23 protein-coding genes and 1 pseudogene are annotated in these 25,061 nt (G+C 61.8%); 13 read left to right on the forward strand and 11 right to left on the reverse strand.

The window, feature by feature from the left end:
* Positions 1-7 precede the first annotated feature (7 nt).
* Positions 8-1,034 (forward strand): annotated as a pseudogene (locus LGH82_RS02155) (NAD(P)/FAD-dependent oxidoreductase).
* Positions 1,035-1,094: 60 nt separating this feature from the next.
* Here LGH82_RS02155 and LGH82_RS02160 read toward each other — a convergent pair.
* Together LGH82_RS02160 and LGH82_RS02165 are read right to left on the reverse strand one after the other, a co-directional pair.
* On the reverse strand, positions 1,095-2,561 hold the full coding sequence (locus tag LGH82_RS02160) for an MDR family MFS transporter (protein WP_227347101.1): 1,467 nt from the start codon (positions 2,559-2,561) through the stop codon (positions 1,095-1,097).
* 268 nt (positions 2,562-2,829) lie between these two features.
* Positions 2,830-3,450, reverse strand: coding sequence for a DUF922 domain-containing Zn-dependent protease (locus tag LGH82_RS02165; protein WP_227347102.1), 621 nt, complete (start codon positions 3,448-3,450; stop codon positions 2,830-2,832).
* Positions 3,451-3,534: 84 nt separating this feature from the next.
* Here LGH82_RS02165 and folP point away from each other — a divergent pair, with 84 nt between their 5' ends.
* Genes folP through folK form a run of 3 tightly spaced genes read left to right on the forward strand, consistent with a single transcriptional unit; the run spans position 3,535 to position 5,244 of the window.
* On the forward strand, positions 3,535-4,389 hold the full coding sequence (gene folP, locus LGH82_RS02170) for a dihydropteroate synthase (protein ID WP_227347103.1): 855 nt from the start codon (positions 3,535-3,537) through the stop codon (positions 4,387-4,389).
* Positions 4,389-4,748 carry a dihydroneopterin aldolase gene (folB, locus tag LGH82_RS02175; RefSeq protein WP_227347104.1) on the forward strand — a complete coding sequence of 120 codons (360 nt, stop codon included), beginning with the start codon at positions 4,389-4,391 and terminating at the stop codon, positions 4,746-4,748. Before folP ends, folB begins: the two co-directional genes overlap by 1 nt.
* The gene (gene folK, locus LGH82_RS02180; RefSeq protein ID WP_227347105.1) at positions 4,732-5,244 is read left to right on the forward strand and encodes a 2-amino-4-hydroxy-6-hydroxymethyldihydropteridine diphosphokinase; all 513 of its coding nucleotides are present in this window, start codon (positions 4,732-4,734) and stop codon (positions 5,242-5,244) included. The genes folB and folK overlap by 17 nt, the downstream gene beginning before the upstream one ends.
* A 27-nt stretch (positions 5,245-5,271) precedes the next feature.
* Here folK and LGH82_RS02185 read toward each other — a convergent pair whose 3' ends face one another.
* The gene (locus tag LGH82_RS02185; RefSeq protein WP_227347106.1) at positions 5,272-5,817 is read right to left on the reverse strand and encodes a DUF924 family protein; all 546 of its coding nucleotides are present in this window, start codon (positions 5,815-5,817) and stop codon (positions 5,272-5,274) included.
* 2 nt (positions 5,818-5,819) lie between these two features.
* Entirely contained in the window at positions 5,820-7,667 is a 1,848-nt protein-coding gene (locus LGH82_RS02190) for a monovalent cation:proton antiporter-2 (CPA2) family protein (protein WP_227347107.1), read from the reverse strand.
* Between the two features lie 242 nt (positions 7,668-7,909).
* Here LGH82_RS02190 and LGH82_RS02195 point away from each other — a divergent pair, with 242 nt between their 5' ends.
* The gene (locus LGH82_RS02195) at positions 7,910-8,176 is read left to right on the forward strand and encodes a hypothetical protein (RefSeq protein ID WP_227347108.1); all 267 of its coding nucleotides are present in this window, start codon (positions 7,910-7,912) and stop codon (positions 8,174-8,176) included.
* Between the two features lie 70 nt (positions 8,177-8,246).
* On the opposite strand, the gene LGH82_RS02200 is transcribed toward LGH82_RS02195, so the two are convergent.
* The 4 genes from LGH82_RS02200 to LGH82_RS02215 all read right to left on the reverse strand — a co-directional run bounded on the left by LGH82_RS02200 (position 8,247) and on the right by LGH82_RS02215 (position 12,074).
* On the reverse strand, positions 8,247-8,801 hold the full coding sequence (locus LGH82_RS02200) for a hypothetical protein (RefSeq protein WP_227347109.1): 555 nt from the start codon (positions 8,799-8,801) through the stop codon (positions 8,247-8,249).
* 122 nt (positions 8,802-8,923) lie between these two features.
* Positions 8,924-10,018, reverse strand: coding sequence for a YcjF family protein (locus LGH82_RS02205; protein WP_227347110.1), 1,095 nt, complete (start codon positions 10,016-10,018; stop codon positions 8,924-8,926).
* Positions 10,015-11,493: a YcjX family protein gene (locus LGH82_RS02210; RefSeq protein ID WP_227347111.1), complete on the reverse strand. Its 1,479-nt coding sequence runs from the start codon at positions 11,491-11,493 to the stop codon at positions 10,015-10,017. The genes LGH82_RS02205 and LGH82_RS02210 overlap by 4 nt, the downstream gene beginning before the upstream one ends.
* A 77-nt stretch (positions 11,494-11,570) precedes the next feature.
* The gene (locus LGH82_RS02215; RefSeq protein ID WP_227347112.1) at positions 11,571-12,074 is read right to left on the reverse strand and encodes a SixA phosphatase family protein; all 504 of its coding nucleotides are present in this window, start codon (positions 12,072-12,074) and stop codon (positions 11,571-11,573) included.
* A gap of 263 nt (positions 12,075-12,337) precedes the next feature.
* Here LGH82_RS02215 and dksA point away from each other — a divergent pair, with 263 nt between their 5' ends.
* Complete coding sequence (gene dksA, locus LGH82_RS02220) at positions 12,338-12,754, forward strand: RNA polymerase-binding protein DksA (protein ID WP_006202025.1); 417 nt, start codon at positions 12,338-12,340, stop codon at positions 12,752-12,754.
* A gap of 504 nt (positions 12,755-13,258) precedes the next feature.
* Here dksA and LGH82_RS02225 read toward each other — a convergent pair.
* On the reverse strand, positions 13,259-14,041 hold the full coding sequence (locus LGH82_RS02225) for a flagellar biosynthetic protein FliO (protein WP_227347113.1): 783 nt from the start codon (positions 14,039-14,041) through the stop codon (positions 13,259-13,261).
* Between the two features lie 222 nt (positions 14,042-14,263).
* On the opposite strand from LGH82_RS02225, the gene cckA reads away from it, so the two are divergent.
* On the forward strand, positions 14,264-16,837 hold the full coding sequence (cckA, locus tag LGH82_RS02230) for a cell cycle histidine kinase CckA (RefSeq protein WP_227347114.1): 2,574 nt from the start codon (positions 14,264-14,266) through the stop codon (positions 16,835-16,837).
* A 9-nt stretch (positions 16,838-16,846) separates the two neighbouring features.
* Here the strand turns inward: cckA and LGH82_RS02235 are convergent, their stop codons facing one another.
* Positions 16,847-17,149, reverse strand: coding sequence for a ribbon-helix-helix domain-containing protein (locus tag LGH82_RS02235; RefSeq protein ID WP_227349455.1), 303 nt, complete (start codon positions 17,147-17,149; stop codon positions 16,847-16,849).
* Positions 17,150-17,386: 237 nt separating this feature from the next.
* Here LGH82_RS02235 and LGH82_RS02240 point away from each other — a divergent pair, with 237 nt between their 5' ends.
* From LGH82_RS02240 to LGH82_RS02250, 3 genes are all read left to right on the forward strand, one after another.
* The gene (locus tag LGH82_RS02240) at positions 17,387-17,782 is read left to right on the forward strand and encodes a VOC family protein (RefSeq protein ID WP_227347115.1); all 396 of its coding nucleotides are present in this window, start codon (positions 17,387-17,389) and stop codon (positions 17,780-17,782) included.
* A 78-nt stretch (positions 17,783-17,860) separates the two neighbouring features.
* Complete coding sequence (locus tag LGH82_RS02245; RefSeq protein WP_227347116.1) at positions 17,861-18,391, forward strand: gluconate 2-dehydrogenase subunit 3 family protein; 531 nt, start codon at positions 17,861-17,863, stop codon at positions 18,389-18,391.
* Between the two features lie 48 nt (positions 18,392-18,439).
* Entirely contained in the window at positions 18,440-20,008 is a 1,569-nt protein-coding gene (locus LGH82_RS02250; RefSeq protein ID WP_227347117.1) for a GMC family oxidoreductase, read from the forward strand.
* A gap of 66 nt (positions 20,009-20,074) precedes the next feature.
* Here LGH82_RS02250 and LGH82_RS02255 read toward each other — a convergent pair whose 3' ends face one another.
* Entirely contained in the window at positions 20,075-20,470 is a 396-nt protein-coding gene (locus LGH82_RS02255) for a hypothetical protein (RefSeq protein ID WP_227347118.1), read from the reverse strand.
* Positions 20,471-20,793: 323 nt separating this feature from the next.
* Here LGH82_RS02255 and urtA point away from each other — a divergent pair, with 323 nt between their 5' ends.
* The 3 genes from urtA (at position 20,794) to urtC (ending at position 25,059) form a co-directional block, all read left to right on the forward strand.
* Positions 20,794-22,104: an urea ABC transporter substrate-binding protein gene (gene urtA / locus LGH82_RS02260; RefSeq protein ID WP_227347119.1), complete on the forward strand. Its 1,311-nt coding sequence runs from the start codon at positions 20,794-20,796 to the stop codon at positions 22,102-22,104.
* 121 nt (positions 22,105-22,225) lie between these two features.
* Entirely contained in the window at positions 22,226-23,842 is a 1,617-nt protein-coding gene (gene urtB, locus LGH82_RS02265; protein WP_227349456.1) for an urea ABC transporter permease subunit UrtB, read from the forward strand.
* Positions 23,839-25,059 carry an urea ABC transporter permease subunit UrtC gene (gene urtC, locus LGH82_RS02270; RefSeq protein WP_227347120.1) on the forward strand — a complete coding sequence of 407 codons (1,221 nt, stop codon included), beginning with the start codon at positions 23,839-23,841 and terminating at the stop codon, positions 25,057-25,059. The genes urtB and urtC overlap by 4 nt, the downstream gene beginning before the upstream one ends.
* Positions 25,060-25,061: the final 2 nt, after the last annotated feature.

Genomic DNA, 25,061 nt, shown 5'->3' on the forward strand with positions numbered 1-25,061 from the left:
GCACCGCATGACCGGCATTACCAAGACAGACGTGCTTATCGTCGGGGCAGGGCCTGTCGGCCTGTTTGCCGTGTTCGAGCTCGGCCTCTTAGACATGAAGTGCCACCTGATCGACATTCTCGACCGGCCCGGCGGACAATGCGCGGAGCTCTATCCGGAAAAGCCGATCTACGACATTCCTGGCTGGCCATCGATCTCGGCGCAGGGTCTTGTCGACAAGCTGCTTGAGCAGATCGCGCCATTCAAGCCGGACTTTACCTACAACCGCATGGTCCGGTCTCGAGAAACTCGATGACGGCGGTTTTCGTGTAACCACCGACGAAAACGAGATGTTCGAAGCCAAGGTGGTTGTCATCGCCGCCGGCGGTGGCTCCTTCCAGCCGAAGCGGCCGCCGATCCCAGGCATCGAACCCTATGAGGGCAAAAGTGTTTTCTACTCGGTTCGCCGGATGGAGGATTTTCGCGGCCACGACCTCGTCATTGTCGGCGGCGGCGACTCAGCGCTGGACTGGACGCTCAACCTGCAGCCGGTGGCCCGCAGCGTGACACTGGTGCATCGGCGGCCCGAATTCCGCGCCGCGCCCGACAGCGTCAACAAGATGTACGCCATGCAGGAGATGAAGCAGCTGGAGTTTCAGGTCGGGCAGGTGACCGGACTGACCGGTGTGGACGGCCAGCTTTCAGCCGCGACCATCAAAGGGCCTGATGGCGACATCGAGGTTCCCTGCACGCGCATGCTGCCGTTCTTCGGCTTGACGATGAAACTAGGCCCGATCGCGGAGTGGGGGCTCAATCTTCATGAGAACCTGATCCCGGTCGACACCGAGAAGTTCCAGACGTCGGTTCCCGGCATCTTCGCGGTCGGTGATATCAACTGGTACCCCGGCAAGCTGAAGCTGATCCTGTCGGGATTCCATGAAGTGGCGCTGATGGCCCAGGCGGCGAAGCGAATCGTCAGCCCGGGTGAGCGGTTCGTGTTCCAATACACGACCTCATCCACCAGCCTGCAGAAGAAGCTCGGCGTTTCGGGTTAGCTCTTTTCCTGATGCAATTCCGGACGGAAAACCGCTTCATACTTTTCCTGGAATTGCTTCTTACTCCGCCAGTATAGGCGCTGGATTGTCGATATGGCCGCGAAGCTCTTTTTCGGGCATCAGCGTCAGCGTGATAAGCCCCAGCACCAAAGTGGCGGCGGCGACAAGAAAGATCATCTCGAACGGCAGAGCCGATGCGACATGGCCGGCCACTTGCACGCCTTCGCCAGCAAGCGGCAGCCCAAAGCCCAAGGCGACGGCGCCCAGCATAGCCACCCCAAGCGCACTGCCCAGCGAACGCAAGAAGGTCAGCACGCCGGTGGCGACGCCAAGATGGACGCGGTCGACGGCATTCTGCACGGATACGGTGGTGACAGGAAATGTCGTCCCGGTTCCCAATCCGATACACACCGTCAGGATTTCGACGACAAGCAGCGATGCATGCCCGGCGACAAAGGCCAGCAGGGCAAGGCACAGGATGGCGAAGATGACGCCGACCATTGCAATACGCTTGTAGTGGGTGAAGCGCGGTATCAGGCGGCCACTGGAGGCCGCGCCGCCGACGGTTCCAAGCAGAAGTCCGAGCATCGCAATGCCCGATTCGCTGGCCGTCAGGCCAAGTATCGATTGCAGGTAGACGGGCAGATAGACGGCCAGGCCAACGCTGGAGGCCTGGAGCAGGAACATCGACAACGTGCCGGCCAGGACGATCGGATTGCCCAGCACCTCAAGCGAGATGAGCGGTTCGGCGGCCCGCATCAGCCGCAGGGCGAAGGCGCCCCAGAACAGTGCGGAGCAGGCGAGGACGCCAATGACTTCCGGCGATATCCAGGGATAGGCGCTGCCGCCCCAGTTCAGTGCGAGCAACAGCAGCGCCGTGGCGACGATCAGAAGCAGCGCGCCGAGGCCATCGATGCTGTGGTTCTTGGCGGCGATCGGCAGCTTTTTGAGCGGCTTGTTGATGATCGCCATCGCAACGAAGCCGAGCGGAATGTTGATCCAGAAGATGAGCGACCAGTGAAGATGCTCGGCAAAGGTGCCGCCGAGCAGCGGCCCGGCAACGCTGGCGACGGCCCATGTACCGGAGAACCACGCCGCGTAACGCGCTCGTTCGCGCGGCGGAACGAGGTCGCCGACCACGGTCTGCGTCAAGGCGAACAGTCCTCCGCCGCCGGCACCCTGGATCGCGCGTCCCAGGACGAGCACGAACATGTTGGAAGCCATCGCGCTGACCAGCGATCCGGCAAGGAAGATGAGGATCGCCGCATAGACGGTCGGCCGGCGCCCATAGACGTCGGAAATCTTGCCGTAGAGCGGCGCCACGGCGGTCGCCGTCAAGAGGTAGCCGGTGACGATCCACGGCAGGTATTCGGCATGGCCGAGCGAGCGCCCGATGGTCGGCATGGCCGGCGCAACGATGGTCTGGTCGAGCGCCGCCAGCAGCATCGACAGGAGCACGCCACCGATGATGGCGTTCTTCTCACTCTCCGTTAGAGGAGGTGTTTCCTTGTTGACGACCTGATCCATCAATTCACTCCAGCTGCCCGTTGCCGGGCATCTTGTCCAAGGCCAGTTCATGCTCTCGCCGCGCCAATGAGGGCGACGCATGTCGGAGCCTTGGAATTCAGCTGTGGACCTCGTTGGGACGACGGGGCTTCGGATCCCGCGCTGCGGGATCGCCGGACTACCGACCGGCACGCGTTTCCTTCAACAGCGGCGCGGAAATAGCAGACGGCCCGTGAGGTGTCGAGGCAACGGCGCCGCCAGTGCCCAAATCGTTACCAACTGGCCCAAGCTAACCTGGCAGCTGGCCATTCTGGATGCGTTCGAGGCGATAATGCATCAGCCGCACGATGCGGCTTTCGAAATTGACGCTTTCGACGCGGTCGAACTGCACCTGGGCCCGGTCATGCTTGGCCAGTATGGCGGCCGTGATTTCCGCCGCTTTCTCCCTGGCGATCTGGCAGTTCTTCTGGGGGTAGGTGGCCTTCAGCGCGTCCTCGAGTTCGCGGGCGTGATTCTTGGCGATCTCGACATGGCGTTCCTCATGGCGCTTGATGTCGGCGGACAATGTGTCCCAGAACAGCTTCACATCCGGATCGGCCTTGCGTGGCTGACGCCACCGCGGAAGGATCACCTTGACCTTGACGGTCACGTTGGCGTCGACAATCCGGCAAGAGTCGGATCTTTCCGCGTAGCTGGTACGGGTGGTGAACGACATCTGCGTGGCGCCTGGATGCCGTGACCCGCCGCTGGTCTTCACCTCGGGCCCATGCTCCGAAAGCTGTTTCTGGATCTCGTCCAGCGTGCTGCCACGTATGGCAAAGTAGCTGTAGGTCTTTACAAGCGTCGCGGCGGCCGCCGGGGTGGCGGCAAGACCGAGCACAAGCGCGCAAAGCAGGGATCGTTTCATCATGTTGCCTCTTCGGTCACCTTGCTTTACGGCCGTTGCCGGCGCAACGGAATTGATCCCCGGTGGATCAAACATGGTTGATTGGCAATGATGACGAGGCGATGGCGGTTGGCGCATGGACGCCATCTCGATCTTGGTGACAAGGCCGTGGTTGTCGGCATCCTTAATGTCACGCCCGACAGTTTTTCCGATGGCGGCCTGTTCGATGTCCCGGAACAGGCGATGGTCCAGGCGCGCCGCATGGCGGCGGAAGGGGCCTTGATCGTCGACATCGGCGGCGAATCGACCAGGCCCGGCGCCCAGCCGGTTTCCGCCAGCCAGGAGCAGGACCGCATCCTGCCGATCATCAAGGCGTTGGCCCACTCCGGCGAAATGCTCATTTCGGTCGACACTTACCGGCAGGAGACCGCCCGGCTTGCCGTCGCGGCCGGCGCGCATATCGTCAATGATGTGTGGGGACTTCAACGCGAGCCAGGCATCGCCGGCGTCGCTGCCGGCACCGGCGCCGGGCTGATCATCATGCATACGGGGCGGGGGCGCCAGAAGCTGCCCGATGTTATCGACGACCAGTTGCTGTTCCTGAGAAGATCACTGGAAATCGCCGCCACCAGCGGCGTCGCCGACGACCAGATCATGCTCGACGCGGGCTTTGGTTTCGCCAAGGAGACCGTGGAGGAAAATCTCGACCTGATGGCGAGATTTTCCGAATTGCATGCGCTGGGCTTTCCGCTGATGGCCGGAACATCGCGAAAACGCTTCATAGGCACTGTCACCGGCCGCGACCCGATGGACAGGGGAGCCGGAACAGCCGCGACAAGCGTTATTCTGAGACTGAAAGGGGCGCATCTGTTTCGTGTCCACGATGTCGCAATCAACGTGGACGCACTGGCCGTGGCGGATGCTATGCTGGCGCGCGAGACCAATCGGGCAGGAACTGAGTAATGTACGTCATCCGCATGAAGAACTGCGCCTTCTTTGCCCGCCATGGCGTGCTGGACGAGGAGGAAAGGCTCGGCCAGCGCTTCTATGTCGATGCCGCGCTTACGGTCGAGCCGGGTCGGGCGCTCGTCGATGATTCCATCGAAGAGACCGTCAACTACGGCATTGCCTTCACGGTGATCGAGAAGATCGTCACCGGACATCGGCGCTTTCTCATCGAGGCCCTGGCGCTCGAAGTGGCAAAGGCTTTGACGGACCGGTTTCCCCAGATCAAGAAGGCCGAAATCACGGTACGCAAGCCGAACGCGCCGGTGCCCGGTGTGCTCGATCATGTCGAGGTGACCGTTGCCTGGCCAGAATAACACTGTCTATCTGAGCCTGGGCGGCAACCTGGGCGACCCGGCGCAATCGATGGGGGCTGCATTGCGCATCCTCGATGCCGACGACAGCACGCATGTTGTCGCGGTTTCCTCGCTCTATCGCACACCGCCTTGGGGCAAGCTCGACCAACCTGATTTTCTGAATGCCGCGGTCGAGATTTCCACCACGCTGGCACCGCGCGCACTGCTGGAGCTTTGTCTCGACGCTGAGCGCAAGCTGAAGCGGGTGCGCGAGGAGCGCTGGGGGCCGCGGCTGATCGACATCGACATTCTGGTGTATGGCGAGCGCATCATCCACGAGACCGGGCTGGAAGTGCCGCATCCACGCATGCTGGAGCGCGCCTTTGTCCTGGCGCCGCTGGCCGAGATCGCGCCCGGCCTTGCCGTTGGCGGCAGAAGCGTGGCGGAACGGCTCAATGCCGTTGATGCCGCCGGCATAGAGCGGCTGCCTACCGGCCGCGACTGGTGGCAGGCCTGACCGGTACTTGCCGCCGCGCCCGAGCGCTCAGCCGGAGAATCCGCCTTCATCGAGAAATGCCTGTTCCTCCGGCGTCGTTTCCCGGCCGAGCATCCTGTTTCGATGTGGAAAACGGCCGAACCGCTGGATGATGTCGCGGTGCTCTATCGCATATTTGAGATAGCCCTCGGCGCTGGCGGCCATCAGCCTCATCGATTCAAGCTGGTCCGTGAAAAGCTCCGAATGCTCAAAGGGCAAATAGACGAAGATGCGGATTTCCGCATCGAGCACCATGTCGTGGCCGGCGGCGATTGCCTTTCCAGCAAAATGCCGCGCCAGGGGATCGGTGGCAAACATATGGCCCGTGCCGCGAAAGCAGTTCCTCGGAAATTGGTCCAGCAGGATCATCAGCGCGAGAGACCCTTCCGCATGATCTGACCAGTCATCACATTCGCGCCGCGCGGCGGCGTAGTGAAGTTCAAGGAACTGGTCGCGAAAGTCCGCATCGAAGGCATCGTTTTTCTCGAACCATGCGTCCGTTCCGGCGTCACGCCAGAATTTGGTGACCGACAGGGCGTTGGCGTCCAGTTTCACGATCAGGTCCTCGTATCATTCGTGGGCGTGGATTTGTGCAGCACGCTCGCGGTCTCTTCATTGAGCGCCTGACCGGGGCGCCGTGGTTGGGCAAGCGGTGTCGGGATAGGCGTCCCGATATTGCCTTTCAGGAAGCGCTGTCCGGCTCGGATGCCCTCGGCTAGCTGGAGTTCGAAGCGGGCGGCATCGCGCCGCCGAACGTCTTCGATCACATCGGCCACTTCTTCCGGATCGACGCCCAACGCCTCCAGGGTAGACCCGCCGAACACAAGCGCCGATTCGAATGTTTCTCGCAGCTGGAAGTCGACGCCTGCGCGAATCAGCTGCAACGCGGTTCCGCGGTCGAAAGCACGCGCCAGAACGGTCAGCAGCGGGAACTCCGCCTTGATGAGTTCGGCGATGCGCACCGCGACATCGGCCTTGTCCACGCAGATCAACACGGCGCGCGCGCGGCCGGCGCCGGCCGCGTGGAGAATGTCCAGCCGCGTGCCGTCGCCATAATAGACTTTGAAGCCGAAATCGGCGGCCGCCTGGATCATTTCGACGTCATTGTCGATGATCGACACATCGATGCCGCGCAGAAGCAGCGGTTGGCTGGCGATCTGGCCAAAGCGGCCGAAGCCGATGACCAGGACACTGCCGGTAAGGCCTTTGGCGACGTCGACCCCCTCCAGCGATTGCTCGTCACGGGGTGTCAGATATCGCAATGCCACGATTGCCAGCGGCGTCAGCACCATGGAGATGATGACTATGGCCGTCAGGGTCGCGTTGGCCTGGCTGTCGATGATGCCAACAGTGGCGGCGGCGGAATAGAGAACGAAGGCGAACTCACCGCCTTGCGCCATGAAGACCGCACGCTCGAGTGCTTCCTTGTGGCCTGCTTTCAGCAGGCGGGCGACGGCATAAATGGCGATTGCCTTCATCACCATGTAGGCGACGACATAGATGGCGATGAGCCGCCAGTTGTCGACCACGACATGCAGATCGAGGGACATGCCGACCGCAAGGAAAAACAGTCCAAGCAGGATGCCGCGGAACGGCTCGATGTCAGCCTCCAACTGATGGCGGAATGTTGATTCGGACAGCAGTACACCGGCCAGGAACGCGCCCATTGCCATCGACAGGCCGCTGAGCTGCATGACGAGCGCGGAGCCGAGCACGACCAGAAGCGCCGCGGCCGTCATCACCTCGCGGGCGCGCGCATCCGCCAGAATGCGGAAGAACGGATTGAGCAGGTAGCGCCCGGCCACCACCAGCCCGACGATCGCGCCCAGGCCGATGCCGACTTCAGTCAACCGCTCGGTCAGGCTTGTATCGGCGCCGCCCGGCGCCAGGAAGGCGATCAGGGCCAGCAGCGGCACGATTGCCAGATCCTCCAGCAGCAGAATGGACACGACGCGCTGGCCTTTGGGTGAAGCCATTTCACCGCGCTCTTCAAGAATCTGCATGACGATAGCCGTCGACGTCAGAACGAAGCCGGCGCCGGCGACGAAGGACTGCGAGATCGAGAAACCGCCCGCCAGGCCGACGCCGGTCAGCAACAGCGCGCACATGCCGACCTGCAGCGCACCGAGGCCAAAAATCTCGCGGCGCAGGCCCCAGAGCCTTGATGGCTGCATTTCCAGCCCGATGATGAACAGGAACATGACGACGCCGAGCTCGGCGACATGAAGAATGGCCTGCGATTCAGAAAAAATGCCGATGCCGAAGGGGCCGATGACCACTCCGGCGGCCAGATAGCCAAGAATCGAACCGAGCCCCAACCGTTTGAAAATGGGTACCGAGACAACGCCGGCAGCCAGCAGCGCCACCACCTGGACGAGATCGCTGCCCGCTGCCTCTGCCGCCATGCCGGTCATTCCGTTCGTTTGAGGATAGCCGCGCATGCAGCCGTACAAGGTGGCGAGGATAGGGGCTTCGGCGGAAATCGAACAGAGCGAAATCAGAACCCGGCAATATTGCAGACGCGTTACACAAGTTTACGCCGGGGTTGCGTTGCTTGTTGCCGCGATCGGGGGGTATGGACGCTCGGCTTAGGCCATTGAAGGGCGGACGACGATCAAGTCGCGGCCTTTTTGAGGAGATGACTGACATGAAGAAATTTTTGCTTGTTGCCGTTGGTGTTGCGGCACTTGCCGGTTCTGCCTGTTCGAAGGCACCGGAGTGCACCACTGAAATGCTGACCAAGAAGGGGCAGGATCTGACCGCGGCGCTGCAGGCTGCTATTACCAAGGATCCGTCCAAGGCGGCAGATCTCACGGCCAAGGTTCAGGCGGTGACCACCAAGTACCAGGGCGCCACCACGGCCGCAGATGCCTGCAAGGCCTATGACGACATGATCACGGCGGTCAAAGGCTGAGCTGGAATCACTGATGATGTGAAAGCGGCGGCCGGTGGCCGCCGTTTTTGTAATTTCGGTCCGCTATCGCTCAGTTCGGCGTGATGGAGCCGACTTCGACCGCGTCGACCCGCTTCAGGCTCATGCCAATGACCGGCACCAATTGCTCGTCGACGCGCACCGCGATTGTCACGGTCATCGAATTGTCGTCGGGAATGCGGGCCTGCATGACGCCGCGCAACTGATTGCGGTTGATGGTGAAGACGACCTTGTGGGCGTCGACAACGTTGCCGCCGATAATGTCGAGGCCGGAACCAGCAGCGCCGCCCATGAAGCTGCCTTTGTAGCCCTCGCGGCCCTTGTGTTCGATCGTTGCCGACATGGCCTGAGTGAATACGCCGACGCGGCAACCGCCGTCGAGTGTCATGCCAAGCTTGGTGACCGGCGTCGTGCCGGTGAAGGTGCAAGTGAATTTCGTGCCCTTGTACTTGCCGGCGATGATTTCTCCGGGGCCGACCCATTTGCCTTCCGCCGTCTGGAAGAACTGCTTGTCAGGCTCCGCCGAGAAAGCCTTTTCGGCCAGGCTGACTGTCGTGGCAGCAGCGATCGCCATGGGCAAAACGCTGGACAATATTACGCTTTTCATCGACGACACCCGGCAACAAAGAGACTGTTTGGAACTCATCCGACCATGAACAAGATTGGTTAATGCTTCGTCACTGCCGGACGATCATCTTGCTGTCCCGAGTGTATGGCCAGCGATGCGTTTCACTTGCCGGAAGTGGCGGTTTCGCTGTCTTTCTTGGCCGCGAACGATGTCAGTGCTGAAAGGAAATCGCCCAGGCCCGGCCGTCTCGCGGCGCTGAAGGGCAGGGGTCTCGCCGTTTCCATCGCCGCGATGCCGATGCGCGCGGTCATCATGCCGTTGACGACGCCTTCGCCAAGCTTCGCGGAGAGCCGCGCGGCCAGGCCATGGCCAACAATCTGCTGAACGAAGCTGTCGCCGACGGCAATCGACCCGGTGACCGCCAGATGGGCAAGGACGCTGCGCGCCAGGCGGAAAAAGCCCAGCGTTCCCGGCCGCCCGCCATAGAGTTCCGAAAGACGCCGGATCAACCGGCCCGCCTCGAACACGACATAGGCCACGTCGACCAGGGCGCGCGGGCTGAGCGCCGTCACCAGCGAAACGCGCTTTGCCGCTTCGAGGATCATCACCTTGGCGCGGGCGTCGAGAGGGCCGAGAATCTCGGCTTCGGCCAGCCGTACCAGATTGCCGCCGTCGATGATTTCGCCGCGCAGCTCCGCCAGCGCACGCCTGCCGGCGGCGGTCTCTGGTTTCGCTGCGACAAAAGCCGACAGCTCGTCAACGACAGCCCTGGCCGCCTTCGGATCGTCGCGAGCAATGGCGTCGAGCGCCCGTTTCTGCAGCTTTTCGACCTCGGCGAGGCGAGCGATCGCCAGGAACTCGCGGATCAGGATCACCACAAGCGCCAGCAAGGCGATGGCGGCCATCCCCGCGGCCAGCCAGCCCAGCCATGCGGCGCGCTCGAACAGGTCGCGAATCAGCTGGTCGGTCCACAGGCCTACAGCCAGCGAGACCAGAACGCCGAAAGCGCCGAAGAAGATGCTGCCGAGCAGCGAACGCTTTCTGGGTGCGACCGACGGCGGCGGCTCGGCGGCGACGATATCGGGTTCGTCAAAGACATCGATTTCCGCTGGCACGACAATGGCGACGTCGGCACTGACGGCTCGTGGCTTTCGCATGGGCTGCTCGGCGTGGGCGCGGCGTGCTTTCTGTGCTTCATGCTTCGGCGCGGCTTCCGGTTCGATGCGGAATGCCGCCGGCTTACGGGGCAGGCTCATGCCAGATGATCTCCGATCAGGAACTGTAGCGCACGGTCGAGCCTGATATGCGGCAGTGACAATGTCACGCCCTCCGCCGTGCGTTCGAGTTTGGGTGGGCGGAAGCGGACGAAGCGGATGGCCGGGTTGTCATCGTTCTGGCGATGATCGGGTTCGGAGGCCTCGAACACGGCATCAATCTTCTCCGGCAAGTCACCGGGAAATATAGCTGTTTCGGTGTTGCCGTCGAATGTCTCGCCATTGATCCTTTCGCCCTTCAGGGGCGTGCCGATGATGACCGGCAGCGTTTCGCCGCCCTGTTTCACCGTGCCTTCCCGCGTCGCGCGCACCGCCGCCATGGCGACGACGTCGACATCCGCGCCGGTGAAATTCGCCCGCGCCACAGCGCGATCGGCAAGCCGCCGCACGATCGCCTGCAGACGGTCGTGGCTTTCATGGTGCAAATGATCGGCCTTGGTGGCTGCGATCAATATGCGGTCGATGCGCCGAGAGAACAGGTCGGTCAGGAAGCTGCCGCGGCCGGGGCGGAAACAGGAGAGGATTTCGGTGACGGCCCGCTCCAGGTCGGCCATGGCGCCCGGGCCGGCATTCAGCGCTTGCATGGCGTCGATCAGGACGATCTGGCGGTCGAGCCGCGTAACATGTTCACGGAAAAACGGTTTTACGACATGGGTCTTGTAGGCCTCGTAGCGCCGCTCCATCATGGCGTGCAGCGACCCGGGACGAGCCCGCTTTTCACCGAGATCCCGCAGTGGCGCGAAAGTCAGCGCCGGCGAACCTTCGAGATCGCCCGGCATGAGGAAGCGACCGGGTGGCAAGGTCGAGAGAGCCCGCTCGTCGAGCTTGCATGCTTTGAGATAGGCCGCGAAACTTTCCGCCAGGCGCCGTGCTGTCATCTCGTCGGAATCCATATTCGCGCTGACCTCGTCCGACAGGGCTCGCCATTCCCGCGACAGGTCGGCGCGCACCGGCAACTCAGCCATCTCGAAGGCTTCACGCGAGAAATCGGCGTAGGATTTTCCCAACAGCGGAAGATCGAGCAGCCACTCGCCGGGGTAGTCTACGATGTCGACCGACAGCTTGCCGGCCGAAAACATACGGCTCCAGCCGGACGCCGATTCATACTCGATGGTGAGTCTGAGCTCCGAAATGGCGCGCGTCGAATCCGGCCAGACGCGGTCATTCACCAATGCGGCGATGTGATCCTCGTATTGAAAGCGCGGCACGGCGTCGTCCGGTTGCTCCTCAAGAAAGGCGCGTGCGATGCGCCCCGACTTCTGCGCCTCGAACAGCGGCAGGCGTCCGCCATGGATCAGATTGTGCACGAGGGCTGAAATGAACACTGTCTTGCCGGCGCGCGACAGCCCGGTCACGCCAAGCCGCAACGACGGAGAGAACATCCCCGTCGCGCGGCCCGACAGCGTGTCGAGCGCAATTCTCGCCTCGTCGGTGAAGGTGGTCAGCGATGATGCCAAAATCTGCTCTCTCGGGCTTGGGCCGTGACCCGTTGGTAGCTCCGATATAGGCAATGGAGTCCGGCTTTGAAATGGCGTCAGGGATCAGCGGGCGTCAGGAAGGCGTCGAGATGACCCGTGCCCCGAGCCGCATCGGCAAGATTGCCGGGGAAGCCGATGACCGCGAGACCGGAAGTCGGGAAACCCTGGTTCAGCGTGGCCAGGGCCGCCTCGTCGCCGCTGTCCGCGACCGCCATGGCGAGATCCTCCATCATCGGGTTGTGGCCGATAACGAGCAGGGAGCCTGGCCCGCCATTGCCTCGGATGATCGCCAGATAACCGGCAGCGTCGTCGCTGTAGAGTGTGTCCAGGAACAGCACCCGGCCAGTGTCCGTCTGCCCTGCCAAGCCTTCCAGGGTTTCACGCGCCCGCCTTGCATTGGAGCATAGGGTCAGGTCCGGGACGTAGGAGCGGGCACGCATCGCGGTGCCCATCTTTTCGGCGTCGGCATGGCCCGATGCGTCCAGCGGACGGTCGAAATCGCGGACGCCGGGAAGCGCCCATCCGGCCTTGGCATGTCTCAACAGATAAAGTCTGCTCACCGAACCCCCGTTGGTGTTAAGCGGCGAAGCCCGCTAAAGACGATGCAGGATTAGCCACCAGAAAGCCGTGGCGCACAATGGCCACTGTCCTTCATGCTTAGGGAATCACCAGCGAATTTGCTGTTGTCGACACTGTAAAAGGGTATGCCAATGCCTCGTTTGCCGGCACTAACAATTGCGTGAGACCGTGGCCGATTGCGCTTGTGCAGGCGTCTGACGGCGAATATATAAGCGCAAAATTTGGGGCTGTTTGGGTGAGTCGAATGAACGACATCGTTACCGCCGATTACGTACCCTCCGAAGATGAGCCGTTCATGAACGAACGGCAGAAATCCTACTTTCGCCTGAAACTCGTTACCTGGAAGAACGACATATTGCGCGAAGCGCGCGAAACCCTCGAAATCCTGCAGCAGGAAAACGCCAACCATCCCGATCTCGCCGACCGTGCATCCTCGGAAACCGACCGTGCCATCGAGCTTCGCGCTCGCGATCGCCAGCGAAAACTCATTTCAAAGATCGATTCCGCCCTGCAACGCATCGACGAGGGCACCTACGGTTATTGCGAGGAAACCGGCGAGCCCATAGCCCTGAAGCGCCTCGACGCGCGCCCGATTGCGACCTTGTCGATCGAAGCGCAGGAACGCCACGAGCGCCGCGAAAAAGTCTATCGCGACGACTAAGTCAGGGTCCGCAGCGAATCTGCGTGGCGATATTGGTTTTGAAGTGGCCGGTTCTCCGGCCATTTTTGTATCCATGAAGCCAGCGTTTGGGCCGCGCACCAGTCAAAGGGCGCTGCGTGTTAATACGATGTGGGTCCGTCGTTGTCATGACGACCGCCTGAGCGTATTCGATTATAGTGATGCGCGTATATATTTTCCTGGCCGCCAGTCTCAGCTGTCTTATCGTTGCCGCCATGGCTTTGGCGTCGCCAAATGCCATGGTCGCTACTTTGTTTCCGAACACGAAAGCTGTCAAAGTGGCGCAATGCTCGCGCCTCCTGCAACGTTACAGGGATAGCGACAAGATTCTGGAACGCGATACTCCTGAAGGCGCTCGCTACATCGAATGCTACTATCTGATTTGCGGAATTAGACTGGACGGTTGATCATCGGCTATCGGTAGGCGAAACGGACGGCTCGTTTGAACCGCACCGTCGTCACTCGTGCCTGATCCTGACGGGCTTTCTAGCTCCGCTTTTGGCTGGAGAGTTCGCCGAGCAACTTCGTCATCTCGTCATCGAGTGAGGGCGGCGCTTTTGGCGCGGTTTTCCCCATCGGGACGCCCGGCCTGGGCTGTTCAAGCGAGACTTCGAGTTCCTTCATCAATGTTTCGTCGATGGAATCCTGCCTCGCGGGCGGCACCTGCCGGCTGGCATTGGCATTCCCCGCCCCGTAGGCGGGCAGCGGGGTCACATTGGCCGGCTGGTAGTTTTGCACTGCCGGTTTCGGCATCGGTGCGGGTGCTGGAGTTGGTGCCGGCATCGCCGGGCGAGGGCGCGCTGGTGCTGGCGGAGGAGCAGGGGCCACGTTCACCGGCTGTGGAGCCGGCGCCTGCCTGACCGGGGCCGGGACCGGGACGGGTGCTGGGGCAGGTTGCGGCGCGCGCGGCCTTGGCGCCGGAGGAACCGGCTGATGGCCACCATCTCCGGTCAGCGCCGGGCGGCGCGGCGCGGACAGCCGGATGTCGCGTTCGACGACGACATCGGTCGGGCCGCCAATCAGCAACAAGTGCTCGATATCGTCGCGGCGCACCAGCACCAGCCGGCGATGGCTGTCGACAGCGGTGGCATCCATGACGGCCAGCCGCGTCTTGCGGTTCCTGCCGCCGGCGACAAAGGTCCCGAAGGTCAGGTTGCGGACCAGCTTGATGATCACGAGAACGATGACCAGCAGGACAAGCGCGGCAAACGTCCACAGGAGTGCCGCAGCATAGCCGGGACCCGCCACGCCATCGAGCCATTGTAGCATTGGTTCCCCCTGAGCGGTCTTTGAAGTGACGCGACACTAGACCGTTGCGGCGGGCCACCGCAAGTTGCCTTTCACGTGTCGTGAACAGCTTGAAACATTGATGGCCGTTCAACATCATTTTTATCGGACATTTGCGACCGGGGCCTTTTCCGGATTAGGAGAATATGATTCAACCCGTTAGGGGCAGGTGTCGGAACACCGGAATTCACGAGCAGGGGGCATATGGCCAAGGAAGCGCGCGGCGATTTCTATCCGGTACCTATCGTCGACCAGAATACGCGACCGGGAGCGGTCACCCGGCTCATCGTCTTCATCGTCGTCCTTACCGGCGCCGCGATTGTTTTCGGCCTCTTCCGCGATCGCCTGGGCGATCCCTTCCTGCTTGGCATGCTTGGCGTCCTGGCGATGATAGGCGTTGGTTTCCTGTTCGCCACCGCGATCGGCTTCGTACAGATCACCCCGCGCTCGACGAGTGACGAACTGTCGAAGGCGTTTGTGGATTCGATGTCGCAAGGCCTTCTCGTAACCGACACCAAAGGCCGAGTGATCTACGCCAATCGTGCCTATGCCGACATGACGGGAGCATCATCCGCAACGGATCTGAAGACGGTCGAGGGGTTGCTCTCGGATGTTCCGGAGGCCTCTGTCACTATATACAGGCTGGCGTCCGGCCTGCGTGACGGTCAGCCGGGCGACGGCGAGTTTCGGTTGGCGCAATCCATTCGGCCGGGCGCCGAGCCAGGCGCTCGCTGGTATCGGGCTCAAGCCCGCGCTTTCAGCGTTCCGGGGCAGCGGCTGCCGATGCTGGCTTGGCAGCTTGCCGACATCTCGCAGGAACGGGCCGAGCAGGAGCGCTTCTTTCTCGACCTGCAACAGGCCATCGATCATCTCGACCATGCGCCAGCCGGCTTCTTTTCCGCCGACCAGGACGGTCGGGTCACCTACATCAACGCCACGCTGGCGGAATGGCTGGGCATTGACCTCGCCAGCTTCACGCCAGGCGCGGTATCGCTTTCGGAGATCGTTGCCGGCGACGGCATGGCGCTGGTCCGTTCCGTCAAGGCCGACCCCGGCACGACACGCAATGCGGTCATCGATCTCGATCTGACGACGATGACCGGCGAGGCGCTGCCGGTGCGCTTCATGCATCGCGTTTCGGCGAGCCGCGAGGGGCTGAACGGCCCGACGCGGACGATCGTGCTCAATCGCACGCAAGGCGAGGACGCATCGGCTGACCTTCGCGCCTCGGAAGTGCGTTTCACGCGCTTCTTCAATTCGACGCCGATGGCAATTGCCGGCGTCGACCACAATGGCCGCATCCTGCGCACCAATGCGCCGTTCCTGTCACTGTTTTCCTCGGTGGTCGATCGGGACGCGGTCGATCGCCGCGTACGGCTCGACACGGTGATCCATGAGCGCGACCGGCCGGCTTTTGCCGCGGCTTTCGAAAAGGCACGGCAGCGGCAGGCTGACATCGAGCCGATCGACACTCTACTGCCCGGCAATGACGAGCGGCATATCCGTTTCTACGTCAACGCGGTCGCTGACGGCACAGGCGGCGAGGGCGCCGAGGAATCGGCAATCGTCTATGCGGTCGAGACCACCGAGCAGAAGGCGCTCGAAGGCCAAATGGCGCAAAGCCAGAAGATGCAAGCGGTTGGCCAGCTTGCCGGCGGTATCGCGCACGACTTCAACAACGTGCTGACCGCCATCATCATGGCGTCGGACCTGTTGTTGACCAACCACCGGCCCTCCGACCCGTCCTTCCCGGACATCATGAACATCAAGCAGAACGCCAACCGCGCGGCCTCGCTGGTGCGGCAGTTGCTGGCCTTCTCGCGCAAACAGACGCTGCGGCCGGAAGTGCTCAACCTGACCGACGTGCTGGCCGATCTCCGGATGCTGCTGGCCCGGCTGGTTGGCAATGACATCAAGCTGAAAGTCGACCATGGCCGCGATCTGTGGCCGGTCAAGGTCGATATCGGCCAGTTCGAGCAAGTGGTGGTCAATCTGGCCGTCAACGCCCGCGACGCGATGCCGGCTGGCGGCGATCTCACCGTACGCACCCGCAATGTAACCGCCGGGGAGTGCAAGGCCTTCTCCTACCGCGAACTCACGCCGGCCGACTATGTCGTGGTCGAGGTCGAGGATAGCGGCAGCGGTATTGCGCCCGATGTGCTCAAGAAGATTTTCGAGCCCTTCTTCACCACCAAGGAGGTCGGCAAGGGCACGGGTCTCGGCCTTTCCATGGTCTACGGCATCATCAAGCAGACCGGCGGCTTCATCTTCTGCGATTCCGAGGTCGGCAAGGGATCGACGTTCCGCATCTTCCTGCCGCGCCACATCGCGGATGTGAAGAAAGCCGGCGAGCCTGGTGAAGTGCCGGCGGCACCGGCCAAGATCCCGGATGCGGCCAAGGATCTGTCAGGCTCGGCCACCGTGCTGCTGGTCGAGGACGAGGATGCCGTGCGCATGGGAGGCATGCGTGCGCTGACATCACGCGGCTACACCGTGCACGAGGCGTCGTCGGGCGTGGAAGCTCTGGAAGTGTTCGAAGCTCTTGGCGGCAAGGTCGACATCGTCGTGTCCGACGTGGTGATGCCGGAAATGGACGGACCGACCCTGCTCGGGGAATTGCGCAAGCGGCAGCCGGACATCAAGTTCGTCTTCGTGTCCGGCTATGCGGAAGACGCCTTCGCCAGGAACCTGCCTGCCGACGCACATTTCGGCTTCCTGCCGAAGCCGTTTTCGCTCAAGCAACTGGCAACGATCGTCAAGGACGTTCTCGAATCATAGAGCCGCCGATCAGGCGGCTTCCCGCTTCGGCGCCATCTCGTCCATGTCCGGCCGGTGGCCGCGCAGATAGAGCGCGCAGGTGGTGCGCAGCATGGATGCGAAATTCGGGATAGCGCCGTTGATCTCGATGGCCTCGTCATAGAGTTTCGAGATGAATTTCGGTGTCGTCAGGTTCTGGTTTTCGGCGATTTCGTCGAGGAGCGCCCAGAATGTCCCCTCCAGCTGTATGCTTGTTGAATGCCCGTCGATGCGGATCGACCGGTTGATCTGTCGATAGCCTTCGGGGTCTTGGCCCGCAAACACCCTGCACATCCGAAAACCTCCCGTCATCGATTGTTGGTCTTGGGTGGAAAGGTCGCGCGCGCCGTTGGCGTCACACATCCTGTCCCCGTCGCCATCTTCGGGTAAAAATGCCCTTGGGGCAATCGGACTTTCGTCCTCTATCGGCCCGTAGGGCCGATCACGGTTTTGGGCGTGGTAACCGGCTGCCACCACCTTTTGCCCGTGCCGCCCATAATCGCTCCGAAGCATACAGCAACGGAGACTGATTTGGCGAAGGCGATCCACAGCATGATCCGGGTTCTCGACGAGACCCGCTCCGTAGGCTTCTACCAAAAAGCATTCGGGCTCAATGTGGCCGAAAGGCTGGATTTCGAGAGCTTTACCCTTGTCTATCTCAGCAATGCGGCATCCGATTTCGAGGTCGAACTGACGATCAACAAGGGCCGGACAGAGCCTTATGCGCTTGGCGACGGCTACGGCCACCTTGCCGTTTCGGTCGCCGATCTAGACAGCGAAAATGACCGGCTTGGCGCGCTCGGCTTCAACCCGAAGAAGATCGTCGAGTTCAACCGCGATGGCGCATTCATCGCCCGCTTTTTCTTCATCGAGGATCCGGACGGCTACAAGATCGAGGTCTTGGAGCGTCGCGGCAGGTTCAAATAGGAGACGCGGAAGCCGCGCCGGCGGGCGCGGTGCCAGCAACGGCACCTTCGGGTGCGCATAGCAAGCAGGGAGGAAAATATGGTCACGATCTATGACAGGAAGCCTGGGCCTTCCCGTCGTGAACTTCTGAAACGCGGTGGTGTCGGCGCGCTGCTCGTCATTTCCGGCAATGCGGTCATCAGTACGGAGCATGCGTGGGGGCTCGAAACCTCGGCACTCAAGCCTGAAACAATGGCGACGCTGATCCAGATGGCGCGCGATATCTACCCGCACGATCAGGTTCCCGACAAATATTACGCCATTGCCGTCAAGGGTCACGATGAGCAAGCGGGCAAGGATGCCGCCTACAAGACCATGATCGAAAACGGCATTGCCGACCTCGATACAAAATCCGGAGCCGGGGGCTATCGCAACCTCGGCTGGGAGGACCAGCGTGTCGCCGCGTTGAGGCAGATCGAGGCGACGCCGTTCTTCCAGGCCATTCGCGGCGGCCTCGTCGTCAGCCTCTACAACCAGAAGGAGGTTTGGCCGATCTTTGGCTACGAGGGCGAGTCCTATTCCAAGGGCGGCTATATCGCGCGCGGTTTCAGCGACATCGAGTGGCTCTGAGCCCCGTCGTCTCGGCAGCGCAAAAACAGGACATCATGGGAGGAAACCATGGCAGCACCATTTGATCTCAAGAACGATGGCGTGATCGTCATCATCGGCTCGGGCGCCGGCGGCGGCACGCTTGGCAATGAACTCGCCCAGAAGGGCATCGACGTCGTCATCCTGGAGGCGGGCGCCCGCCACGAGTTCGAGGATTTCATCAATGACGAATGGGACTCGTTCACCCAACTCGCCTGGAAGGACAAGCGCACCACCTCCGGCGACTGGCGGGTGGCGAAGGATTTTCCCAATCTGCCCGCCTGGATCGTCAAATCGGTGGGCGGCTCGACCACGCATTGGGCAGGCGCGTCGCTGCGCATCCAGGAGCATGAATTCAAGGCGCTTTCCAATTATGGCAAGGTTGAGGGCGCAAACCTTCTGGATTGGCCGATCACGCTTGCGGATCTCGAGCCCTACTATGCCAAGGCCGAGGACAAGATGGGCGTTACCCGCACCAATAACATTCCTGGTCTGCCCGGCAACAACAATTTCAAGGTGATGAAGGCCGGCGCCGACAAGCTCGGCTACAAGGAATGCCACACCGGCCGGATGGCAATCAATTCCGAGCCACGCGACGACCGCAATTCCTGCCAGCAGACCGGCTTCTGCTTCCAGGGCTGCAAATGGGGCGCCAAATGGTCGACGCTCTACACCGAGATCCCCAAGGGCGAGGCCACCGGCCATCTCGAGGTCCGGCCGAACGCCATGGCGATCAAGATCAATCATGACGACAGCGGCAAGGTGACCGGCGTCGTCTACGCCGACAAGGACGGCAAGCTGCAGGAGCAGAAGGCGCGCATCGTGGCGGTCGCCGGAAACTCCATCGAAAGCCCGCGTCTGCTGCTCAACTCGGCGTCGGCCAAGTTCCCCGATGGGCTTGCCAACTCGTCGGGGCAGGTCGGCAAGAACTACATGCGCCACACCACCGGCTCGGTCTACGCCATCTTCGACAAGCCGGTGCACATGTATCGCGGCACGACCATGGCCGGCATCATCCGCGACGAGGCGCGCCACGATCCCTCACGCGGCTTCGTCGGCGGCTACGAGTTCGAGACACTGTCGCTCGGCCTGCCGTTCATGGCGGCATTCCTCGATCCGGGCGCCTGGGGCCGATCCTTCACCACGGCACTCGATCATTACGATCACATGGCCGGCCTGTGGATCGTCGGCGAGGACATGCCGCGCGCGGAAAATCGCATCACGCTGCATTCCGACATGAAGGAACACGGCATGCCGATCGCCGACGTGCATTTCGATGATCATCCCAACGATACGGCGATGCGCAACCACGCTTACAAGCAGGGTTCGGCACTTTACGCGGCGGTCGGCGCGACGCGCACCTTCCCGACGCCGCCCTATCCATCGACCCACAATCTCGGCACCAACCGGATGAGCGAGAAAGCCGAAGACGGCGTCGTCGACAAGCATGGCCAGGCGCACGACATCAAGAATCTGTTCGTGTCGGATGGCAGCCAGTTCACCACGGGCGCTGCTGAAAACCCGACCCTGACAATCGTATCGCTTGCGATCCGCCAGGCCGACTATATCGCCGAACAGATGTCGGCCAAGACGATCTGAAGCAGACCTCCCACTGACTGTCGGCGCGGAACCCCCACGGTTTCCGCGCTGTCCTTTGCCTGTGCCTCAGCGCTTCGTGCAGGTTGAAGCGGTAAAGGCGCCGTCGGGCTGCTTCATGATGATGTCGAAGGATGGGGCGCTCGTGCCGTCCAGAGTCGCCTGCGTGAGCGATAGCGAGTTGCCGCCAGTCGTGTAGCCGCCGAGTGGCCCCAGCCAGTTGATCACGCCGTTTGCGTCCATCTGGTAGTTGTAGCCTTGCTGGGGAGGGCCGAACGTCACCGGCCCGCTGTAGACGCTGCCCTTGATGGTGATGTCACCGAGGTTCAGGAACATACCCAGAAGATAGACCTCGCAATGATAGACGCCGTCCGGCAGCTTGCCTTCCGTGAAGTCGGCTCGTGCGCCGGTGGTCGTCGCGATCAGAAACAGTATGCCGAGAATGCGTGAAATGCTGGATGCCATGACGTCGCTCGCTTGAGGCCTGAGCTTGCCCTATTTCCTCGTGGCGCCGCAACGATTGATGTCGGCGATCCGGCATCATCTACCTGCGCGGGTCAAAATTTAGGCAACTTGTCAATCAGGGCCAAAATTAGGCAATTCCATTGTGCGTTGCGTAAAATTATCTCAATCAAATTCCGGCCCGCACGTTTCATATGATCTGGCTAATATAAATAACATACTGATAACATTTGTGTATTCTTGAAATTTTGAAATCACTCCGTCGGTTGGCATGGTGGTTGCATAGTTTGTTGCGGTGCAAACAACCAGCTTGGGAGTGTACGAATATGAGGGGCAGCTTTTCGGCAATAACAAAAATCTTCTCGGCAAGCGTGGTCGCGGCAGGGCTTTTAATGTCCGTGCCGGCAAAGGCGGCTGACGACACGATCAAGGTCGGTATCCTCCATTCCCTGTCGGGAACCATGGCGATTTCCGAAACGACGCTGAAGGACGCCATGCTGATGCTCATCGACGAGCAGAATGCAAAGGGCGGCCTGCTCGGCAAAAAGCTCGAAGCGGTCGTTGTCGATCCCGCATCGAACTGGCCGCTGTTCGCCGAAAAGGCGCGCGAACTGATCTCCAAGGACAAGGTCGCGGCGGTGTTCGGCTGCTGGACCTCGGTGTCGCGCAAATCCGTGCTGCCGGTGTTCAGCGAACTCGACAACATCCTGTTCTATCCCGTCCAGTATGAGGGCGAGGAGAGCGAGCGTAACGTATTCTACACGGGTGCGGCGCCCAACCAGCAAGCCATTCCCGCTGTCGATTACCTGATGAGCGCCGATGGCGGCTCCGTGAAGCGCTGGGTGCTCGAAGGCACCGACTACGTCTATCCGCGCACCACCAACAAGATCCTCGAGGCCTATCTGAAGGCCAAGGGCGTTCCCGCCGAGGACATCATGGTCAACTACACGCCGTTCGGCTTCTCCGACTGGCAGACCGAGGTTTCGGCGATCAAGAAGTTCGGCTCGGCCGGCAAGAAGACGGCCGTCGTGTCGACCGTCAATGGCGACGCCAACGTTCCATTCTACAAGGAACTCGGTAACCAGGGCATCAAGGCCGAGGATATCCCGGTCATGGCCTTCTCGGTCGGTGAGGAAGAGCTTGCCGGCCTCGACACCGCGCCGCTGGTCGGTCATCTCGCCGCCTGGAATTATTTCGAGAGCATCGATACGCCCGAAAACAAGAAGTTCATCGAGAACTGGCACAAGTTCATCAAGAACGACAAGCGCACCACCAACGACCCGATGGAAGCCCACTATATCGGCTTCAACATGTGGGTGAAGGCGGTCGAGAAGGCCGGCACCACGGATCCCGACAAGGTCATCGACGCGATGGTCGGTGTCTCCGTGCCGAACCTGACCGGTGGCTATGCGACCATGATGCCGAACCACCACATCACCAAGCCGGTGTTCATCGGTGAAATCCAGGCTGACGGCCAGTTCCAGACCGTGTGGCAGACGGCTGGGCTGCTGGTCGGCAAGGAATGGTCGGATTACCTGCCCGATTCCAAGAACCTGATCTCCGATTGGCGCGCGCCACTGTCCTGCGGCAACTTCAATGTCGTCACCGGCAAGTGCGGCGGCAAGGGAACCAACTGATCCTCCCGGGGGGTCTGAGCGGGTCGTGGGTTGCCAAATCCATGACCCAAGACCGCAAGTGTCCGGGTGGGTCACTCCGCCCGGACACTTCAACTCTCCAACGGTGATGGCTTTTGACCTGATGATCCTGTTGCGCACATTCGGCCTGACACTGCTGTTGCTGTTGACGACGCTGCTGCCGTCCAACGCCGGCGAAGCCGAACTGCGCGCCATCATCGCCAAATTCGCAACCGCATCGAATTTCTCCGCCACCGAAGCCCTCGTGCGCGAACTTTCCGCTACCGGCGATCCCGCCGTTGAGCGCCCATTATCCGCGCTGGCGGACGGAAACCTCTATATCCGCAAGGCCGATTCCGTGGTCTTCGTCGGCAAGGACGATGGACCAAACGTCTCGCTGCTCGATCCGCTGACTGGCCAGGCGGCCGGTGAAGCCGACAAGGGCGATGTCACCAAGATCAAGGTCAACAACACGCTGCGTCGCGTCGTCCGCGATGCGATGGGCACGCTGACGCTCGGCGCCAGGGACCCAGCAGTACGGCTCTCCGCAGCCGATACGATGTTCAAGACACCCGACGCAGGCAACATCGCCGCTCTCGATACAGCGATTGCCAGTGAAGGCGTGGCAAGCGTGAAGGCCCTGCTCGAGCAGGCACGCGCCGCTTCCATTCTGGTGTCGGACAAGCCGGAAGCCGACAAGCTCGCCGCCGTCGCCTTGATCGGCGCGCGCGGCGATCGCGATGCGTTGTCGCTCCTTACCTCTGTCGAGGCGAAATCCACGGGTGCGGTCAAGGATGCGGCGACGGCCGCGATGGCCAGGATAGGCTCGACACTGGCTTTGTGGGATGCGGTCCAGAACATCTGGTTCGGTGTTTCGCTGGGATCAGTGCTTCTGCTGGCCGCGATCGGCTTGGCTATCACCTTCGGCGTCATGGGCGTCATCAACATGGCGCATGGCGAGATGGTCATGCTTGGCGCCTACACCACTTTCGTCGTGCAGAACGTCATTCGCACGTCGTTTCCCGGCCTGTTCGACTGGTCGCTGGTCATCGCGCTGCCACTGGCCTTCCTTGTCGCGGCATTGGTTGGCCTTGCCATTGAGCGCGGAGTCATCCGCTTCCTCTACGGGCGGCCGCTCGAAACGCTGCTGGCGACATGGGGCGTGTCGCTGATCCTGCAGCAGGCGGTGCGCACCATCTTTGGCCCCAGCAATCGCGAGGTCGGCAATCCATCGTGGATGTCTGGCTCCTTCGATGTCGGGCAACTCGCCATCACCTGGAACAGGCTTTGGATCCTGGTGTTCGCGCTCGTGGTGTTCGGAGTGCTGCTCTACGTGATGAAGCGCACCCGTTGGGGCCTGCAGATGCGCGCCGTCACCGCCAACCGGCGCATGGCGGCATCGATGGGCATCAGGACGCCCTGGGTCGATGCGCTGACCTTCGCACTCGGCTCCGGCATCGCCGGTATCGCCGGTGTCGCGCTCAGCCAGATTGACAATGTCTCGCCCAATCTCGGCCAGAGCTACATCATCGACAGTTTCATGGTCGTGGTTTTTGGTGGCGTCGGCAATCTCTGGGGCACATTCGTCGGCGCCTTCTCGCTTGGCATCCTCAACAAGTTCCTCGAACCCTACGCCGGCGCGGTGCTCGGCAAGATCGTCGTGCTCGTGCTAATCATCCTGTTCATCCAGAAGCGCCCGCGCGGCATGTTCGCGCTCAAGGGCAGGGCGGTGGAAGCATGATCACCGGCCGCTTCTTCGGCGCGGACCGCCGCATCGCGATCACGATCTTTCTCCTGCTGGCGGCCGCTATCATCGTGCCGCTGCTCAATCTGGCCGTGTCGCCGACGAGCGCCTTCTACGTGCCGTCCTACATCGTGGCGCTGACTGGCAAGTATCTCTGCTATGCGCTGCTTGCCTTGGCACTCGATCTCGTCTGGGGCTATTGCGGCATCCTCTCGCTCGGCCACGGCGCCTTCTTCGCGCTCGGCGGCTATGCGATGGGCATGTATCTGATGCGCCAGATCGGCTCGCGCGGTGTCTACGGCAATCCGATCCTGCCCGATTTCATGGTGTTCCTGAACTACAAACAACTGCCGTGGTTCTGGTTTGGGTTCGACCATTTCTGGTTCGCCGCGATAATGGTGCTTGCCGTGCCCGGCCTGCTCGCCTTCGTCTTCGGCTGGTTCGCCTTTCGCAGCCGCGTAACCGGCGTCTACCTGTCGATCATTACCCAGGCGATGACCTATGCGCTGCTGCTTGCCTTCTTCCGCAATGACATGGGTTTCGGCGGCAACAACGGCCTGACCGATTTCAAGGATATTCTCGGCTTCAACGTGCAGGCGGACGAGACGCGCTCGGCGCTTTTCGCGGCAAGCGCGGTGGCGCTCGCGCTTGCCGTCCTTCTCACCTGGGCAATCGTCAGTTCCAAATATGGCAAGCTGCTGATGGCGGTGCGTGACGCCGAAAGCCGTACGCGGTTCCTTGGCTGGCGGGCGGAAAACGTCAAGCTGTTCGCCTTTACCGTGTCGGCTGTGATGGCCGGCATTGCCGGCGCGCTCTACGTGCCGCAGGTCGGCATCATCAATCCCGGTGAGTTCGCGCCGTCCAATTCCATCGAGATCGTCATTTGGGCCGCGGTCGGTGGGCGCGGCACCATCGTCGGACCGATCATCGGCGCGCTACTGGTCAATGCCGGAAAATCCTGGTTCACCGGCGTGCTGCCGGAATTCTGGCTGTTTGCGCTGGGCGGCCTGTTCGTCGCCGTCACGCTGCTGCTGCCGAAGGGCATTGTCGGCATGTGGGATTCCTGGCGCGGCAACGCCAGGGCGTTTCGGGCGGCATCGCTCGCCGAGGAAGCGGGCACCGATGCCGAGATCCCATCGCCGACAATCGTTCGCGCCGCCGCGAGAACGCCGGGTGAATGGTCGTCCAATCCCGAACCGCAGCCGGCGGAGTGAGC

This window comes from Mesorhizobium sp. PAMC28654 (assembly GCF_020616515.1).
Taxonomy (GTDB): Bacteria; Pseudomonadota; Alphaproteobacteria; order Rhizobiales; family Rhizobiaceae; genus Mesorhizobium.

Excerpts from the sequence above, each read along its gene's own strand:
- LGH82_RS02235 (WP_227349455.1), bottom strand. The coding sequence starts at position 17,149 with ATGTGCAGGGTGTTTGCGGGCCAAGACCCCGAAGGCTATCGACAGATC.
- cckA (WP_227347114.1), top strand. The coding sequence starts at position 14,264 with ATGGCCAAGGAAGCGCGCGGCGATTTCTATCCGGTACCTATCGTCGAC.
- urtC (WP_227347120.1), top strand. The coding sequence starts at position 23,839 with ATGATCACCGGCCGCTTCTTCGGCGCGGACCGCCGCATCGCGATCACG.
- urtB (WP_227349456.1), top strand. The coding sequence starts at position 22,226 with ATGATCCTGTTGCGCACATTCGGCCTGACACTGCTGTTGCTGTTGACG.
- urtA (WP_227347119.1), top strand. The coding sequence starts at position 20,794 with ATGAGGGGCAGCTTTTCGGCAATAACAAAAATCTTCTCGGCAAGCGTG.
- LGH82_RS02190 (WP_227347107.1), bottom strand. The coding sequence starts at position 7,667 with ATGGCGGCAGAGGCAGCGGGCAGCGATCTCGTCCAGGTGGTGGCGCTG.
- LGH82_RS02255 (WP_227347118.1), bottom strand. The coding sequence starts at position 20,470 with ATGGCATCCAGCATTTCACGCATTCTCGGCATACTGTTTCTGATCGCG.
- dksA (WP_006202025.1), top strand. The coding sequence starts at position 12,338 with ATGAACGACATCGTTACCGCCGATTACGTACCCTCCGAAGATGAGCCG.
- LGH82_RS02225 (WP_227347113.1), bottom strand. The coding sequence starts at position 14,041 with ATGCTACAATGGCTCGATGGCGTGGCGGGTCCCGGCTATGCTGCGGCA.
- LGH82_RS02195 (WP_227347108.1), top strand. The coding sequence starts at position 7,910 with ATGAAGAAATTTTTGCTTGTTGCCGTTGGTGTTGCGGCACTTGCCGGT.
- LGH82_RS02165 (WP_227347102.1), bottom strand. The coding sequence starts at position 3,450 with ATGATGAAACGATCCCTGCTTTGCGCGCTTGTGCTCGGTCTTGCCGCC.
- LGH82_RS02245 (WP_227347116.1), top strand. The coding sequence starts at position 17,861 with ATGGTCACGATCTATGACAGGAAGCCTGGGCCTTCCCGTCGTGAACTT.
- LGH82_RS02205 (WP_227347110.1), bottom strand. The coding sequence starts at position 10,018 with ATGAGCCTGCCCCGTAAGCCGGCGGCATTCCGCATCGAACCGGAAGCC.
- folP (WP_227347103.1), top strand. The coding sequence starts at position 3,535 with ATGATGACGAGGCGATGGCGGTTGGCGCATGGACGCCATCTCGATCTT.
- folB (WP_227347104.1), top strand. The coding sequence starts at position 4,389 with ATGTACGTCATCCGCATGAAGAACTGCGCCTTCTTTGCCCGCCATGGC.
- LGH82_RS02250 (WP_227347117.1), top strand. The coding sequence starts at position 18,440 with ATGGCAGCACCATTTGATCTCAAGAACGATGGCGTGATCGTCATCATC.
- LGH82_RS02200 (WP_227347109.1), bottom strand. The coding sequence starts at position 8,801 with ATGAAAAGCGTAATATTGTCCAGCGTTTTGCCCATGGCGATCGCTGCT.
- LGH82_RS02160 (WP_227347101.1), bottom strand. The coding sequence starts at position 2,561 with ATGGATCAGGTCGTCAACAAGGAAACACCTCCTCTAACGGAGAGTGAG.